The organism is Senegalimassilia faecalis, from assembly GCF_004135645.1.
Classification (GTDB): Bacteria; Actinomycetota; Coriobacteriia; order Coriobacteriales; family Eggerthellaceae; genus Senegalimassilia; species Senegalimassilia faecalis.
The window spans coordinates 1,681,839-1,698,121 of the sequence record NZ_SDPW01000001.1 but is presented as its reverse complement, the minus strand read 5'-3'; the positions used below and the strand labels follow the sequence as shown (position 1 = coordinate 1,698,121).

At 56.4% G+C, this 16,283-nt stretch carries 12 protein-coding genes; 4 read left to right on the top strand and 8 right to left on the bottom strand.

Annotation, left to right across the window (positions count from 1 at the left end; translation table 11 throughout):
• Positions 1–98 precede the first annotated feature (98 nt).
• Together ET524_RS07170 and fadK are read left to right on the top strand one after the other, a co-directional pair.
• Positions 99–1,295 carry an acyl-CoA dehydrogenase family protein gene (locus ET524_RS07170; RefSeq protein WP_129424504.1) on the top strand — a complete coding sequence of 399 codons (1,197 nt, stop codon included), beginning with the start codon at positions 99–101 and terminating at the stop codon, positions 1,293–1,295.
• Between the two features lie 145 nt (positions 1,296–1,440).
• Positions 1,441–3,078 (top strand): medium-chain fatty-acid--CoA ligase, encoded by a 1,638-nt coding sequence (gene fadK / locus ET524_RS07165; protein ID WP_129424502.1) that lies wholly within the window; start codon positions 1,441–1,443, stop codon positions 3,076–3,078.
• A 295-nt stretch (positions 3,079–3,373) separates the two neighbouring features.
• On the opposite strand, the gene ET524_RS07160 is transcribed toward fadK, so the two are convergent.
• From ET524_RS07160 to ET524_RS07135, 6 genes are all read right to left on the bottom strand, one after another.
• Positions 3,374–4,519 (bottom strand): acyl-CoA dehydrogenase family protein, encoded by a 1,146-nt coding sequence (locus tag ET524_RS07160; protein ID WP_129424500.1) that lies wholly within the window; start codon positions 4,517–4,519, stop codon positions 3,374–3,376.
• A 104-nt stretch (positions 4,520–4,623) separates the two neighbouring features.
• Complete coding sequence (locus ET524_RS07155) at positions 4,624–5,427, bottom strand: MBL fold metallo-hydrolase (RefSeq protein WP_161566623.1); 804 nt, start codon at positions 5,425–5,427, stop codon at positions 4,624–4,626.
• Positions 5,424–6,332, bottom strand: a complete 909-nt coding sequence (locus ET524_RS07150) for an NUDIX hydrolase (protein WP_236648279.1) — start codon at positions 6,330–6,332, stop codon at positions 5,424–5,426. The genes ET524_RS07155 and ET524_RS07150 overlap by 4 nt, the downstream gene beginning before the upstream one ends.
• Positions 6,332–8,395: a heterodisulfide reductase-related iron-sulfur binding cluster gene (locus ET524_RS07145; RefSeq protein WP_129424494.1), complete on the bottom strand. Its 2,064-nt coding sequence runs from the start codon at positions 8,393–8,395 to the stop codon at positions 6,332–6,334. The genes ET524_RS07150 and ET524_RS07145 overlap by 1 nt, the downstream gene beginning before the upstream one ends.
• Before the next feature lie 67 nt (positions 8,396–8,462).
• On the bottom strand, positions 8,463–9,443 hold the full coding sequence (locus ET524_RS07140) for an electron transfer flavoprotein subunit alpha/FixB family protein (RefSeq protein WP_129424492.1): 981 nt from the start codon (positions 9,441–9,443) through the stop codon (positions 8,463–8,465).
• 59 nt (positions 9,444–9,502) lie between these two features.
• The gene (locus ET524_RS07135; protein WP_129424490.1) at positions 9,503–10,261 is read right to left on the bottom strand and encodes an electron transfer flavoprotein subunit beta/FixA family protein; all 759 of its coding nucleotides are present in this window, start codon (positions 10,259–10,261) and stop codon (positions 9,503–9,505) included.
• Between the two features lie 439 nt (positions 10,262–10,700).
• Between ET524_RS07135 and ET524_RS07130 the strand changes: the two genes are divergently transcribed.
• Positions 10,701–11,486 (top strand): phage tail protein, encoded by a 786-nt coding sequence (locus tag ET524_RS07130; protein WP_129424488.1) that lies wholly within the window; start codon positions 10,701–10,703, stop codon positions 11,484–11,486.
• Between the two features lie 173 nt (positions 11,487–11,659).
• Here ET524_RS07130 and ET524_RS07125 read toward each other — a convergent pair whose 3' ends face one another.
• Both ET524_RS07125 and ET524_RS07120 read right to left on the bottom strand, forming a co-directional pair.
• On the bottom strand, positions 11,660–12,844 hold the full coding sequence (locus ET524_RS07125) for an acyl-CoA dehydrogenase family protein (RefSeq protein ID WP_129424486.1): 1,185 nt from the start codon (positions 12,842–12,844) through the stop codon (positions 11,660–11,662).
• Between the two features lie 169 nt (positions 12,845–13,013).
• Complete coding sequence (locus ET524_RS07120; RefSeq protein WP_129424484.1) at positions 13,014–15,095, bottom strand: oxidoreductase; 2,082 nt, start codon at positions 15,093–15,095, stop codon at positions 13,014–13,016.
• 425 nt (positions 15,096–15,520) lie between these two features.
• On the opposite strand from ET524_RS07120, the gene ET524_RS07115 reads away from it, so the two are divergent.
• Positions 15,521–16,174, top strand: a complete 654-nt coding sequence (locus tag ET524_RS07115) for a TetR/AcrR family transcriptional regulator C-terminal domain-containing protein (protein WP_129424482.1) — start codon at positions 15,521–15,523, stop codon at positions 16,172–16,174.
• The last annotated feature ends 109 nt before the right edge of the window (positions 16,175–16,283 follow it).

Sequence of the window (16,283 nt, the reverse complement as noted above, 5' to 3'; positions counted from 1 at the left end):
TGTGAGACAGCAAGGGGAACAAGACATGGAAGGCAAACGGAATTCCGTTTAATCCACATGTTGAGTTCTGAAGGAATACATTGAATAGGGGCATGCGTATGAACCCAAACGCGAAAATCAGCGACGAGCAATTTGCTGAGTTTCTAAACAAGGTCCGGGCGCTTGCGGAAGGTCCGTTCGAGGAGATGCAGAAAGAGGTCGAGCAGACCAACGTATTTCCGCAGCGATTCTTCGATCTGGCGCGCGAGAACGATCTTTACCGTTTTGCACTCCCGTCCGAGTACGGTGGATGGGATTTAAACGAACTCGAAATCCTCAAGGTGCAGGAAGAGTTCAGCCGCGGCCCGGGCGGCATGCGCATGCATCTTCATTATTCTGCCGACCTGAATTGGCGCATCCTCAACGAATACGGCACGCCTGAGGTCAAAGCCGAGTTGATGAACAAGTTCCAGGATAAGTCCGTGTTCACGTGCTTCGCGCTTACCGAGAAAACCGGCGGCACCGGCGCCGACGTTCACTCCACCGCCATCCGCCAAGAGGACGGCTCCTACCTGCTGAACGGCGAGAAGTGGCTTATCTCCCACACTGACTGCTCTCAGTATGCTTACGTCATCGCGGTCACCGACCCGAACGACGATAAAGATTCCCGCCTGTCCGCATTCCTGGTGCCTATGGACGCTCCGGGATTCGAGCTGGTGGAAATGCCCCACATGATGGGCTGCCGCGGCGCAGGCCATGCGGGCTTGAAATTCACGAACGTGCGTCTCGACCCGAAATACCTGCTGGGCCGCGAGGGCCAGGGCATGGAAGTGGCCATCCACTCGCTGTCCATCTCCCGCGTTCACATTGCGGCATCCAACCTTGGCATGTGCCAGCGCATGCTTGAGATGAGCATCGCTCGCGCCAACGACCGCATCACGTTTGGCAAGCCCATCGCCACGCGCCAAGCCATCAAGATGAAGATTGCCGACATGGCCGCCGCTACGCACACGCTGCGTTGCCTGGTCTACGACTTCGCGCGCGATTTCGACGTGGACCCGCACAACGAGTACGTCGACGAGAAGGCCGCCATCTGCAAGCTGAATTCCATCCAAGCAGTGAAAACCTGCTCCGATGAAATGCTTGAGATCTTCGGTGGCGACGGTTACTTCGAAGATTCTCCGTACGGCCCGACTGAGCGACTGTATCGCGACTGCCGCGCGCTGTGGCTTGAAGAGGGCGCACCCACCGTGCAGCGCATTACCATCGCTCGCGAATGCCAGCGCCTGAAAGCGCAGCTGGGATATCAAGACTAGCTCCACCATACAACGTCGATCGGGGCGTTCGCGAAATGCCCCGATCGACAACATTAGCTTCATTTTGTTTGTAAAAGCCGCGGAGGGGTTTGCGGCTAGGTAGTTCATGCACTTTTTTCGATTCAACGAGGAAGGACGGAGCAGCATGATCACAGGCCTGAAAATCAATGAGCAACGCAAGCAAATGTATTACGAGAAGGGGTACTGGGGTAAAGATACCGTTCTTGACGTGTGGAACAAAACCGTCGAGAAATACGGTGACAATGAGTACGTCGCAGACGATCAGGGCAGTCGTTTCACGTACAAGGAAGTCGACGAAAAGGCTGCACGTCTGGCGTCTTGGTTCAAGGAAGTTGGCGTTGAAACCGGCGACGTGGTAACGCTTCAATTCCCCAACTGGGCAGGTTTCGCCATCGCGTATGTCGCCTGCCTGAAAGTCGGCGCGGTTATCCACCCCGTTCCGAAGAACTACAACGACGCCGACCTTATCTACATCATGAACCTGGTGAGCACGGTCGCCTTCATTTGCCCCACGTATTTCCACAACACCGACTGCGAGCAGCAGGCAATCGACGTCAAGACTCAGGTGCCTTCGCTGAAAGCGATTGCGGTTTACGACAAGTTCGAGCCCGCGAAGCACGGCACTATCGAGCTTTCTGACATCTGCAGCAATTATGAGCCATACACGGGCGTGCCCGAGGTATCCTCGGACGATGTCGTCGTTATCCTGTCGACGTCCGGCACCACCGGCAAGCCGAAGGCCGCACTGCTGACGCATAACAACATGCTGTACTCGGAGCGCGTTTTCGTCGGCGAAGCTCGTCGCACCGAAGACGATGTCATGTTCGACTGCTCGCCGCTCAACCACGCCGTTGGTTTCTGGCATGGTCTTATTGCCCCGATGCTTGTGGGCGGTCGCAGCGTGCTGATGCAGCAGTTCTCGCCGCGCGAGGCTATCGAGCTGATGAACCGCGAAGGCTGCACGTGGACCATGGCTTCCACGCCGTTTATCTACGACATCCTGAAGTGCATCGAATTCGACAACGGTCCGCAGCTTGAGACGCTGAATCTGTGGCTATGCGGCGGTGCTCCCGTTCCGGCGCGCCTCGTGCACTGCGCCAAACTCCATGGCGTCGACCTGTGCGAGGTGTACGGCTCCACGGAAAGCTGCCCGCATGTTTACGTGCCGATCGACAAGTGCCAGGAATGGAGCGGCAACTGGTCCGGCATCCCCTACCCCGGCATCGAGATCAAGACGGTGGACAACGACGGCAACGAGGTTCCTGCCGGCGTACAGGGCGAAGAGCTTTCGACGGGTCCGCACCTGTTCGTAGGTTATCTGAACGAGCCTGAGCGCACCGATCGCGCGCTTGATGACGACGGCTGGTTCCACAGCGGCGACCTGGGCTACATCGACGAGGAAGGCCGTCTGCGCATCAACGGCCGCAAGAAGGAGATCATCATCCGCGGTGGCGAGAACATCTCGGCTCGTGAGATTGACGACGACTTGGTAGAGTGCCCCGGCATCCTGGAGACCGCTACTATCGGCATGCCCGATGAACGCCTGGGAGAGCGCATCTGCACGTTCGCTGTTGCACGCGACGAGCACGAGCCCAGCCTGAAGGAAATCACCGATTACCTGGCCTCTCAGCACGTTGCTAAGCGACTGTGGCCTGAGCGCATCGAGTATCTGCCGGAGATTCCGAAGACCCCGATGGGCAAGGTGAAGCGCTTCGAGCTCGCAGAGATTCTGAAAGAGCGCATGGCGAACGATCCGAAATAGCGTTTGCGCATAGCATTAAAAAAGGGAAGCTAAGCTTCCCTTTTTTAATGCCCGAAAGGCAGACAAGCATTTCAACCTGAAGCCGTAGCCCCATACGACATCCAGAGCCTGTTACCTATCTCTTGCGTTTTCGAATCGACACGAGATGCGCTAAATTCGCCGCAGAACACGGACGCGCCGCCAAACCTTATAAGGTTTGGCGGCGCGTTTTCTCATTGCACTCTTTGTGACCGTTATTCGCTACGATGTTGTCGAGCTCAGGCTTCTTCGCGAGATAACGGTTGTCGGTTTCGCGCTACGAACGATATTCAGCATCAAGGTTCTTCGCGATGGTCATGCGCTGAATCTGGTTCGTGCCCTCGAAGATCTGGAAAACCTTCGCATCGCGCATGAGCTTCTCAACAGGGTAATCCTTGCTGAAGCCATAGCCGCCGAACACCTGAACCGCATTGGAAGTAACTTCCTGCATGCAATCGGTGACGAACGTCTTGACCATGGCGCCTTCGCCGCGCACCAAGTCGCCCTTGTCCATCAGGCGCATGCAGTTGTTCACCATGACGCGAGAAGCCTCGGTCTTGATGGCCATGTCGGCCAGCAGAGCCTGCACCATCTGGAAGTCGATAAGACGCTTTCCAAACTGCTTGCGCTGCTGAGCGTACGTGACAGCCTCGTCGACGGCACGCTGCATGATGCCGACGCCAAGCGTGGAAATGAAAGCGCGAGACAGGTTCAAAGCGTTCAACGCGATGCCCATGCCCTCGCCGGGCTTGCCGATTACAGCGCTCTTCGGCACGCGGACGTTGTCCATGATAACTTCGGTGGTGTCCGACAACCTGAAGCCCATCTTGTTCTCATGGGCGCCTGCGGAAAGACCGGGCGTGTCGCCGTCGACCAAAAACGCCGTGATGCCGTGGCCACGAGCCTCGGGATCGGTCTTGGCGAAGATGACGTAGATAGACGCAATAGAGCCATTCGTGATGAAGCTCTTCGTGCCGTTGAGCACATACTCGTCGCCATCGAGCACAGCCGTGGACTTCATGCCGGCAACGTCGGAACCAGCGTTGGCCTCGGTCAGGCAGAACGCCGCGAAACCGTTGTCGATGGTTTTGTCGACGAAGTGCTGAGCCTGCTCGGGAGTGCCCTTCAGGTGAATGTTGCGGAATGCGACGAAGTTCGTGACGAACGTATCAGCGTAGGCCGCGTCGACCTTGGCAAGCTCTTCGAACATCATGGCGCACGTCTCGTAATCAAGACCCATGCCGCCGAATTCCTCGGGGATCTCCACGAGGTGCAACCCTAGATCAAAACCCCACTTCCAAAGCTCGTCGGGAGTCTTGCCCGCCTCGTCGGCTGCTGCAACGTGCGGCTTGATCTCGCTCTCGGCCACATCGTGGACGGCCTTGATGAGCTCCTTCTGCTCCTCTGTGTACAGTAACGCCATGTGCCTTCTCCTTTCGCAACGCGCACGCCGTGTGCGCTCCTTTTACTTGATGAAAAGGGGCTCGCGCCGTCCCGTCGAACGCGCACGCGCCTCTTCTCAGCAAGTTAGTGCTCTTCGAGCAAACCGGAGTCGTATGCAAACCGCAGCTGCGCGTTAACGCTTCTGCGGGCACCCTGCATAAGACTTGAATCAACATCGTTGTAAAGAGCATCGACAAGCGCATCCGCCTGAGCAGGTATGCCAGCACGCACCGCAGACACCACCTGGTTCAAACGCTTCATGCGATGCGCACGAGCTCGAATAATGCGATCTTCCGGATCCTCGATCACCAGACCGTGTCCGGTCAAAAGCAGCTCCACGTCATGGCTTTCAACAAAATGCGCAAGCCTGTCGAGGCTGTTCATATAAGCCGCCAGCACGCCATCGGGCCAGCAAACCATAGTGGAGCTTTGACGGAAAATCACATCACCTGTAAGGATGAAATTCCCTTGCTTTACGTAGAAACCCACTGAGTCGCTTGAGTGCCCCGGCAGAGGGATGACCTCGATAGTGACGCCTATGTCGTTAATGAAAAGCTGTCCTGGCGGCAGCAATCCATCAACCTGCGTGAGCACAGGCGCCCCGGACAAGAGGGACAAGCTCAACGCGCCGCCAGCGTGGTCGGCATGGCTATGCGTGGTGATAATGGCCGACAGCTTCTTACCCGTGCTTGCGATATGGTCGAGCACATGCTGCAAATGATCGGCATCATCGGGGCCCGGATCAACAACTACGCAACCCGAAGCATCAGGCGCTCCAATGACCCAGGTGTTCGTGCCGATATACGTAAGCGGCGATTCGTTGTGGGCCAGTACGCAATACGCGTAATTCCCCACCTGTCCGCCGTTCCACTTCGTTTGAGCCTTCATCTCACCACGCTCCTGAAAACCAGCGTCCCGTCCTCTTTTCTTGTAGGTTCGGGATACACATGGATAGTCTGTCTTTGCGCGCATGCTTCCGTGACATTTTGCGCTTGAGTTAAATCGCACAAGTTCGAGATAGTCGGCGGCATGATGAGCAATGCTCCGGCCCGCTGCTGCTCAAGCAGCCATTCGGGGTTCGCCCAACCGGTACGAACCGCTTCCGATGTTTTCCCATCGGCGCACTGCCCTTGCGGCATTTTTGCGCGGAAGAAGAACGTGCTGTATCGACGCGGCTCGCTTGGCGGCGTTACCCAATGAGCACAAGGGCAGAAAAGGTCCGTCCAAAGCACAAGACCCATATCGGAAAGCAACTGGCCAAAAGCCAGCTTATGCCCCACAAGCAGCGAGCGCGCAGATTGCAGTTCTTCGCTACCGGCAAGGTTGAGAAGCTCGCTTCCATCTTTGCGACGGGCAAGCAAAACGCCAGATTCTTCAAACACTTCGCGAGCAGCGGTGACGAAAGCCCTGCGCGCAGTGTCTTCGCTACATCCCATGCGTTGAGCCCACTGCGATGGCGAAGGGCCCTCCCAGGGAATCTCGTAGGTGTCATCCATGGCATCGAAACTTCCCCCGGGGAACACCACGGCATCGGGAACAAACGCCATGGAAGACGCTCTTTGCTGCATGAACACGGCAAAGCTGCTTCCATCTTGAGGATGAGCACGCTCGCGCAGCAGCATGACCGTAGAAGAAAGCCGCGGAGTGACAGGCGCGTTCTGGTTGGAGCCCGAACGTTGCGCATCCACAAATGCACCAACTCGCTCGAGAGACTTTTCGGGCACAGTGTATTCAAGCTGCGACCCCTGCGAAAGCACATCGGTTATGCCCAGCACTCGCGACTCGTTCATCATCACTGCACCTGAGCCAAAATCTCTGCGATATCGCGAACCTTCGTCTCGCTTTCGCATGCCGCCATGCCGTCGCTGAGCATAGTGAGGCAGAACGGGCACGACGTTGCAACTTCGTCGCATGATGTGGCCAAAGCCTGCTTGGCGCGCTCGTCGCCCATGCGCTTGCCAGATTTGTCCTCAAGCCACATACGACCGCCACCAGCACCGCAGCAGAAACTCTTCTCGTGAGACCGCTCGAATTCGACCACTTCCCCGCCGGCAGCACTTACCACGGCGCGAGGAGCCTCGTATTCGTCCTGGTACCTGCCAAGGTAGCAGGAATCGTGCACGGCGATCTTCTTATCGCCCGAAGCCGCGCATTGCAATTTGCCCTCGCGGACAAGCTGTGCGAGCAGCTGAGAATGGTGAATGACCTCGAAATTGCCGCCAAGCTGCGGGTAATCGCGCGACAGGGTTTGCATGCAGTGGGGGCACTGCACGATAATCTTCTTCACACCATACGACTGCAGCGTAGCGATATTCTCAGACGCAAGCATGTAGTACACGAACTCGTTACCCATGCGGCGCGCAGAATCGCCGCAGCATTTCTCCTCGTTACCAAGGATGGCGAAATTCACGCCAGCCTTCTTCAGCAAGCCCACAAGCGCCACCGAAACCTTACGGCTGCGGGCATCGAACGCACCGGAGCAACCAGGCCAGTACAGATACTCCGCATCGGGGTTCTCGGCAAGCATGGGGACATCGAGCTCTTCGGCCCACTTCGAGCGGGTCTGCCAGCCAAGGCCCCAAGGGTTGCCGTTGTTCTCGAGGTTCCTGAACGTTGCCTGTGCTTCGGACGGGAAAGCGCTTTCCATGGACACCTGATACGTGCGCATTTTCACGATCTTCGGCGTGTGTTCCACCAGCGTAGGACATGCCGCCATGCAAGCGCCGCACGTGGTGCAGTCCCACAGCGCTTGGCTGTTGAACGCATCACCTACCAGCGTGCGATCGAGCGTGACCTGCTGCTGATCGCTAAAGGGATAGGGCTCGCCTTCGGCGGTGACATACGCTCCCATATCGTCGCGCTTCGCGCCGTCGTGCTTCGCCTTCCACACGATAGGACCACGGACCTCAAGCTCGCTGCGCATCGATTGGATGAGCTCTTTCGGAGAGAGGGCCTTGTCGGTATTGAACGCAGGGCACACGTCCTCGCACCTGCCGCAGCGAATGCACGCTTCGGCATCAAGCAGATCTTTCCACGTGAAGTCCTCCAACACGCCAACGCCCATGGTGGTGAGGTTTTCGTCCTCGACGTCGATGTAAGGCAGCGTGCCCTTCGGTTCAAGCGAGCGGCACCACACATCGGCGGGCATGAGCAGAACATGGACGAGCTTCGAATACATCCAGTACGCGATAAGAGCAAAAGCCATGCCCATATGGCTCCACCAGATAATTTGATGCGTCAGCTGAATTTGATCCTGCGAGAAGTTCACAAATAACATGGACACCATGTTGCCAATAGGCGACCATGCGCGCCACGGATCGTCGGTGCCAACAATGCGCAGGCCTTCCACCACGAAACCGCTCATGCCGATGACCAGCAGCAGAACCAGCACGATGATATCGCCCGGCTTCGTGTCGAGCTTTTTGTTCACGATGCGCCGGATGATGCATGCGACCATGGCAATGCAGAACGCAAGGCCCGCCAAATCAACGACAAGCGACATGAAATACAGGTAGAAATCGCCGTACAGCAGCTGAATTCCCAGATCAAACTGAGCAGCGGTAACAGCCGTTGCAATAAGCATGATGATCATGCCCACGTACATGCCGAGGTGCATGATGCCCGCGCCAGGCTTTTTCAACACGCGAAGCTGAAGCAAAGCGTCGACGATCATGCCTTTTGCACGAGCTTTCCAGTTGCTGGTGCGATCAACGGGAGTGCCGATAGACATGAGGCGCCAACGCTTCACCAAAAAGTACACGCAGAATCCGAGCGCAACCAAGAACAGCAGATACATTACCCATGTGAGGGAGTGGCTAATATTCCACATTACCTCGCGCGATGCTGTTTCTTCCATGTATGCCTTCCTTGGTTGCGAACGAAATGAACTTCCTACCTTTGAAAATGTGCGCTACGCGCAAGCTTTATGCCTGCAGCATGTCGCGCATCTGCTGCGTGAGCAGCGGTACCGCTTCGAACAGGTCGGCAACGATGCCGTAATCGGCCTGCGCGAAAATCTCGGCCTCGGGATCTTTATTGATGGCAACGATGTACTTGGAAGCGGAAATACCGGCCATGTGCTGGATGGAGCCCGAAATGCCGCATGCGATGTACAGCGAAGGAGCAACCGTTTTGCCCGTTTGGCCGACCTGGTACTGAGCATCAATCCAGCCCTCGTCGATAGCCGGACGCGAAGCGCCGATTGCAGCGCCAAGCACATCGGCAAGCTCTTCGAGCACCTTGAAGCCTTCGGGGCCCTTAAGACCACGGCCGCCGGAAACAACGACGTCGGCCTCAGACAGATCGACGCGCTCGGAAACCGCGCGCACGACGTCTTGAAGCACACGTGCGGCTGCAACGGGAGAAGCCGCGAACGTGCTGACGCCGGCGGTGCGACCCTCTTCGGGCTGCGCGGCCTCGAAGGCCTTCGGACGAATGGAAGCGATGGTGAGCGCGGAAGCATCTGTAGGCGCGACGCGTTCGATGACCTTGCCGGAATACGGCAGGCGCGTAAAGACCGGCTTTTCGTCGAATGCCACATCGATGACATCGGCGACGAAAGAAGCCGAAAGCTTCTGCGCCAAAGCAGGAGCAACCGAGCGCGAGAAAGCGCCGTCGGCAAGAAGCACCACGGAGGGTTTCTGCTCTGCAGCCAGTTGAGCCAACGCAGCGCTCACCTCAGCAGGGCGAGCCGATGCATCACCGCTGAGCTCTACAACCACCACGCTATCGGCACCGCATTCGCCAAGCGCCTTTGCGCTGTCCTGAGCGCCTTCGCCCCACACAAAGGCGCACACCTGAGCGCCCGATGCATCAGCAAGGCGGCGCGCGGCCGTAAGCATTTCAAAGGCGACGCTTCGAAGCTCGCCGTTATTCGTTTCAAGACCAACCCATACACCTGACATGAGGACAACCTTCCTCTCGAGTTATGCACCTATACCTGAAATGAGGGAAACGGCTAGCGTTAAATGACCTTAGCCTCGGAGCGAAGCAGCGATGCCGCCTGAGCAACCGCATCGGCAACCGTATCGCCTTCGATGATGCGACCGCCGCTGCGGGCGCCTTTGAGATCGCGACCCGCAACCGCAAGCACCGGCTGAGAGCCACCCGCAGGGGCCTTGCGCTCGATAGGCTTGCGACGAGCCTGCATAACATCGCGGACTGAAGGATAGCGAGGCTCAGCCAAACCCTGCTGAGCAGCGATGATGACCGGCAGTTTGTACTCGCAGATTTCAACACCGTCGTCGATTTCGCAAGAGGCTTTCACGCCATCAGCGGTTGCCTCCAAGCCGGTAACCATATTCGCAAGGGGAATATCGAGAAGAGCGGAAAGGCGGCCCATAACTTGAGCACTTGCCGTATCGCCCGACGTCCATCCGCCCATGATGAGGTCGGCAGACAGATCCTTGAGGGCGCCGGCAAGCTCCGCCGCGCACTGCGCGGCGTCAACAGAGCGCCATGCATCGTCTTCGATGAGCACCGCCTTGTCGGCACCCATAGCAAGCGCGTGTCGAATGGCCGACGTGCAACCATCGTCGCCATAGCACAGGCAGGTAACTTCCCCGCCAAGTTGTTCTTTCAGCTGAACGGCTTTTTCTACGGCGAATTCGCCATACGGATCGATGATTTGCGTACGACCCTCGGTAATCACCTCGCCGCTGTCATCGAGCTCGATAAGAGCCTCCGTGTCCATAACCTGCTTGACGCATACTACGATGTTCATTACACCCTCCTTGCGTGGTTTTGTGCAGAGCACATTCGGCAAGTACTATTCAAAACCATCATATCTATGGTATTGACCGATTAACATGGATATATATATCCAGGTGTGTAGTCAACCTTCGAAAACAATCGATTATTTATTGGCCAAGTCTATGGTTTCATCCTATTTTTCATCGGAAGTAAGCTGTCCTCAAACGGCTTTCCATGTGAAAACGCATGAGGAATCGATTTATATGCGGTTCAATGCCGCATCCCCTATAAATCTGTTCTTATTATACGTTCTGAGTACGAACGTAAACATGCACATATCTTTTGAACTGTCCCATGCTTTGTGCAGATAGCTAATAATTCTCTTCTATATAATGCAATCGAAGAAGTAACATACGGCCAATCTTGATATCATAGTCCCTATAGTACCAGCGATTATGAAAGAGGCAGTTATGGCTGTCCAAGCTCATCAAATACAGGAGGTCGATTGCAAGATCGACTCCTTGGACGATCAAACCGTAGCAGCGTTTTTGGACGATTCGGTGAAAGACGATCCGGACGTCCTGGCTCGCATCGCACCCATTGCGAAGCGATGCTGCGAGACGCTTCACCCCAAAGGCGTGTACAAGGTATTCAACCCCGCAATCTGCACGCTTCCGCCCGATTACACCGAGCCCGGCATCAAACTGGTCGGCACCATGGCGGTGCTGCATGGCGAAGCCGTATACGACCGCATGCGCCGCGCAAACCACTGCGTCATGGTTGCTGTTGCCGTCGACACCGCAGAAAACATTCAAGCGCTGCGCGTGCTGCTTGTTCACGACAAAGAGGATTTCGCCGCATTCGATGCGTGCCTGCAGGCCATGGGCGGCCGCGCTGAAGAAATCATCACCGAGAAGGTGAACGATGAAGCGCATTCTTTGGGGCTGCACATCGACAACCTGTTGCAAGCAGGCGAAAGCGATTTTCCGCTTGATTCGAATACCCAATTGCTGTTCTACACGCAAGCAGAACGTAGATTGGGCTTCGCATGCGAAGACGACGGCTCGTTGAACTCGGAAAACGCAACGCTTGGCGTCATCGGCATGTACGATGCATCTCAGCGCGGCAGAAAACGCGCTTGTGCACGTTGCCGCAACCGCGAATTCTGCAGCATTCGAGCTATCGGCATGAATTGCCACGGCCGTCGCGGTAAGTTCAAGAAGCACGACGATGCAGAAGCAAAGCTTACGGCCTAAAGATAATCTCCTTCATTATCAACAAAGCCCCAAGCCAGAAGGCTTGGGGCTTTGTGTTGCCCAAAAGTTACTGCGCGCATAAAAAGAACCCCGTTGCCTAGGCAACGGGGTTCTTTTAGGTTGGCAAGCTTTAACAGCTTACGCAGCTATCAAGCGAGATTCGCTAGGCAGCTTTACAGGGTCCACAGGTAATCGGGATCCTCAGCACCCTTAGCGTACTCCTTGAGGATGCCACGGCCGGAGATGTGCACCATGATCTCGACGGTGCCGCCACCGATCTGGAAGCCACGGCAGTCGAGCATGAGGCGGGACACGCGGGTCTCATCGGTGAAGCCAAGGCCACCCATGAGCTGCAGAGCGCGAGAGCAGCAGTCGGTCAGGCCCGGAGCACCATAGCGCTTCAGCATAGCAGCATCGTTGTTGACCGGAATGCCGTTGTCCAGCTTCCAGCAGGTACGATACAGGAAGTTACGGGTGTTGGTGAGCTCGATCTGCATCTCAACGATGTGCTCCTGCACCAGCTGGAAGGTCTTGATGCCCTTGCCGAACTGCTGACGATCGTTGACCCAAGCGCAGGCGTCTTCCATGGCAGCCTGAGCCTCGCCGAGCAGCTCTGCCAGAAGCACGCAGCGCTCCCACTCGAAGTTCTTCATCAGCTGATAGAAGCCCTTGCCCTTGATGCCGAGCAGCTGGTCCTCGTCGACGACCACGTCGTCGAAGTGGATCATGGAGAAGGGCATGATCTGCATGCCGATCTTGTTCAGCGGCTCGATGGTAACGCCCTTGGCGTCAGAGGGAACCAGGTACATGGACATGTTCTTGTTCTCGCGAGAAGGATCCTCGTCCTTGCACACGACGATGAAGCCGCCAGCGGTCTCACCAGAGGTCACCCACGTCTTGGTGCCGTTGATGTGAATCTTGCCATCCTCGCCCTTCGTGGCGGTGGTGGTCATGCCCTGGTTGTCGGAGCCAGCGCCGGGCTCGGAGATGGCCAGGCAGTACGGCGGGTAGCCGTTCTCCTTGTAGTAGTCGATGGCGTACTTAACCTGCTCAGGGTTACCAAACTCGCACATGTCGAACATGATGAGCAGATTGGGAGCCATGGGGATGTTGCCGCCGCAGTGGTTCAGCTCTTCGATGATCATTGCCATCGTCTGATGGTCGACCGGCTTTCCACCGTACTCCTCGGGCAGGCCATACAGACCCCAGCCCTCGTCAACCCAGGACTTAGCGATCTCAGGGGCGATGCCACGGTTCTTATAACCGGCAGCGATTGCCTCCTCGGTGAGGTGCTTCTTGCCCCACTCACGAATGCCGCGCTTGATCTCAAGTTGTTCCGGGGTGTAGCTGTAATCCATTTTTCCTCCTTAAGGAAACTAACTGGGAACTACTTACCTACCTTTATTCAAAACACTTACGTGTTTGAACCAAAAGAAAGTGAATGCGAGGCATCCCCTCAGGGATTGAGGCAGATGCCTCGCTAAAAGTCATGCAACGAACCTAAGCGGAAGGTTGCGAGAGCAGATGCTAGATGGACATAGCCGCTTCGTAGCCGCCCTTGACAGCCTCGAGTGTACGGAAAACCTTGCCAGCAGGCGTGGTAGCGTCGCCGATGAGGATGGCATTCGGGAACACGGCCTTGATCTCGTCGTACAGAGCAGTGTTCTGCTCAACGCCGAGGGACGTAAGGACGGTATCGCACTCGAGCAGGGTCTCTTCGCCGGTTTCGACGTTCTGGACCTTGGCGCCCTTCTTGGTGACCTCGACCAGCTTGGTCAGCGGCATGAGCTTGACGCCCTTGGACTTGACCAGGTTGATGGTGGGGTTCTTGTCGATGATGCCAATGCCGTTACCGAGTTTCTTGGCTTCCTCGATGACCGTGATCTGACGGTTCTCGCACATAGCCTCGGCAACTTCCAGGCCGGCGAAGCCGCCACCGACAACCACGACGCGCTTGCCGACGATTGCGGTCGGGCCGGACGCCATGTTCAGGCCGAAGCGCATGAACTCAACGGTGCCGCCCTGAGCCTTGATGGCTGCAACGGCTGCCTTCCACAGCATGCCCTTGCCCTCGGGAACCTTGCCGGCGCACATCTCTTTGATGTCCTCGGACTTAACGACGTTCTTGCCGTTGATGCCGGGCACATCCAAAGCGATGATGCCGCCACCAGGAGAAACGATAACCTCGTCGGGGTTGAGAGCCTTAACAGCAGCAGCATCGACCTTCGTGTTGAGCTTCAGTTCGATGTTGGGATGCAGCTTGATCTCCTCGTTCCAGTACTTCACGAGGGGCTCGATCTTCGCATTGAGGACCTGAGCCATGTTCAGCAGGCCGCCGACGCGGTCGCTCTTGTCGATCAGCGTGACCTTGTGGCCGCGGATGGCTGCAACGCGAGCAGCTTCGCAACCGCCAGGGCCGGCACCGATGACGACCACGTGCTTCTGCTTCTCGGCCGGATGCTCTTCCGGAGTGCCGACCTTGACGCCCTGCCACACATGAGCGTTGACGGAGCACTGGCACGGCTTGCCGATGAAGATGTTGTCGAGGCAGCGGCTGCACACGATGCAAGGACGAACCTGCTCGGGATGACCAGCGGCAACCTTGTTGGCGGTCTCCGGATCGGCGATGAACTGACGGCCCATGCCGACGGCGTCGCCGTAGCCCTCGTTCATGATCTTGTCGCACATATCAAGCGTGTTGATACGGGTGCCAGGGAAGACAGGCTTGTTCGTGACCGTCTTGACCTGCTTGGCCAAATCGATGAACTCGCCTTCGGGAACGATCTGGTTAGCAACGGGGCGAGGAGCCTCATGGAAGCCAGCCTGCACGGACCAAGCGTCCACACCATGCTTCTCGATAATCGGCACGAGCTCGAGGGTGTCCTCGATGCGGTTGCCACCAGGCATAAGGTCGTCGGCGGAGATACGGATGAGGATGGGCATGTCAGCGCCACAGGTCTCATGGATCTTGTCGATGATCTCGGTCAGCAGACGAGCGCGGTTCTCAGGAGATCCGCCATACTCGTCGGTACGATGGTTGGAGTACTTCGACAGGAAGCGCATGACCATGTAGCCGATGCCTGCATGAATCTCGATGATGTCGATGCCGGCTTCCTTGCAGCGCTTTGCAGCAGCGCCGTACTGGTCGACCAGGATGGCGATTTCTTCCTTGGTGAACTCACGCTCGGGCATACCGACGAACGGGCCGCTCATGACGTCCTTCGAAGGAGAGTAAGACAGCAGCGGATCTTCGCCCGTGGCACGCCACTCGTAGCAGAGCTGCAGCTGAGCGGCAACCTTGGAACCATGCTCGTGGCACACATCGGCAACGCGCTTGAAGCCGGGGATGAACTCGTCGTCCCAGATGCCGCAAGCACCGGTGGTGGTGTGATACTTCGGCGTGGTGTTGAAGCAGTCGCACACGTATGCAGAACCGATTTCAACCAGGCCGACACCGCCCTCAGCGCGCTTCTCATAGAAGTCCACCAAGTCATCGGTGACATGGTAGTTGTCTACCTTCTCGATGGTCATCGGCAGCATGACGAAGCGGTTCTTCAGCTCCACGTTACCGATCTTGAGGGGCTCCAGCAATTTCTGGTACTTTGCCACAGCACAGCTCCTTTCCGAATGATGCTAGTGAGCGTTAAAGGCTTGGGCTTCCTCGTCTGAGAAGGGTGTAAAGCTGAGCTCGTCTGCTTACCTTTGCACTGTTACCCAATTCAACGAGTTTCGGCCATCGGATTATCCTCAAACCTCTTCTCGTTACCTTCTGGTTGTATTCTACGGACTTGATTTCTAGCGTGCGATGGACAGAAATGAGATTGTGTGTGTTTTTGTATAGGCAACACTCACATATTTATAGGTTTTGGTGACGAGTTTTCCCGTTTCTCTTGACCATTCTGGTAATTCGGCACGTATACTCAGAACGTGCAATTACTCATTATTCCAAATATGTCCTAGTAATTCATATCTGTGACCTATACAATGGGCTTGCGCGATGCGGGAAGACGCTACAAACAGAGAGGAGCTGTCCTATGAACGCGCTTTCGACCATGTTGCTGATAGCGGATGCGTTCGTTTCGCTGTGCGACGAGATGCCGCTTCGGAAAGTGTCCATCAGCGATATCGTTCAAAGAACAGGAAAGAACCGCAAAACGTTCTACTATCACTTCGAGAATAAAGATCGCCTGATCATCTGGATTTTCCGCTATGACATGGGGCAGGTTCTGAAAAAGCACTTCTCGGAGTCGGTGCTGCTGTACGAAAAGCCCAGCGAGGATTCCATTTCCCACTTCCCTTACTATATTACGCAGAAGTCTGGCGTGCGCTCGCTTGACCATGCAGAGTTCTTCGAGTGCTTCGCCGAGGTGCTCGAGAACCGTCGTCACTTCTATCGCGAGGCGCTGATCGACAACGGGCCGTACTCGCTGCGCAACTATTTGTACAACCTGTACGTGAATGCGATCAAGCGCGACATCGACATCATTTTGTCGAACCGCTATCTGCCGCAGGACAACATCGACTTCTTGGCCGAGTTTTACACGTGCGCGTTTCTGTATTACTTCATTCGCCGATGCGATCAGACCAACGTTGAGCACCTGTCCGCGAATGCCGGACCTTTCGCCAACATCATCCATAACTCGCTTGAGATGGAGATCAAAGAGGCACAGCTGCGGCGCAATCTGTAAGGATTGCCCATACTGGCACTTAAAGCGGCATCGGGATTCCGATGCCGCTTCTTTCATGGCGACGGAATCAGAAATAGCCTGACGAATTGCATATCTGAAAAGAAAAGGC

Excerpts from the sequence above, each read along its gene's own strand:
- fadK (WP_129424502.1), top strand. The coding sequence starts at position 1,441 with ATGATCACAGGCCTGAAAATCAATGAGCAACGCAAGCAAATGTATTAC.
- ET524_RS07145 (WP_129424494.1), bottom strand. The coding sequence starts at position 8,395 with ATGGAAGAAACAGCATCGCGCGAGGTAATGTGGAATATTAGCCACTCC.
- ET524_RS07130 (WP_129424488.1), top strand. The coding sequence starts at position 10,701 with ATGGCTGTCCAAGCTCATCAAATACAGGAGGTCGATTGCAAGATCGAC.
- ET524_RS07135 (WP_129424490.1), bottom strand. The coding sequence starts at position 10,261 with ATGAACATCGTAGTATGCGTCAAGCAGGTTATGGACACGGAGGCTCTT.
- ET524_RS07170 (WP_129424504.1), top strand. The coding sequence starts at position 99 with ATGAACCCAAACGCGAAAATCAGCGACGAGCAATTTGCTGAGTTTCTA.
- ET524_RS07140 (WP_129424492.1), bottom strand. The coding sequence starts at position 9,443 with ATGTCAGGTGTATGGGTTGGTCTTGAAACGAATAACGGCGAGCTTCGA.
- ET524_RS07160 (WP_129424500.1), bottom strand. The coding sequence starts at position 4,519 with ATGGCGTTACTGTACACAGAGGAGCAGAAGGAGCTCATCAAGGCCGTC.
- ET524_RS07150 (WP_236648279.1), bottom strand. The coding sequence starts at position 6,332 with ATGATGAACGAGTCGCGAGTGCTGGGCATAACCGATGTGCTTTCGCAG.
- ET524_RS07115 (WP_129424482.1), top strand. The coding sequence starts at position 15,521 with ATGAACGCGCTTTCGACCATGTTGCTGATAGCGGATGCGTTCGTTTCG.
- ET524_RS07125 (WP_129424486.1), bottom strand. The coding sequence starts at position 12,844 with ATGGATTACAGCTACACCCCGGAACAACTTGAGATCAAGCGCGGCATT.
- ET524_RS07155 (WP_161566623.1), bottom strand. The coding sequence starts at position 5,427 with ATGAAGGCTCAAACGAAGTGGAACGGCGGACAGGTGGGGAATTACGCG.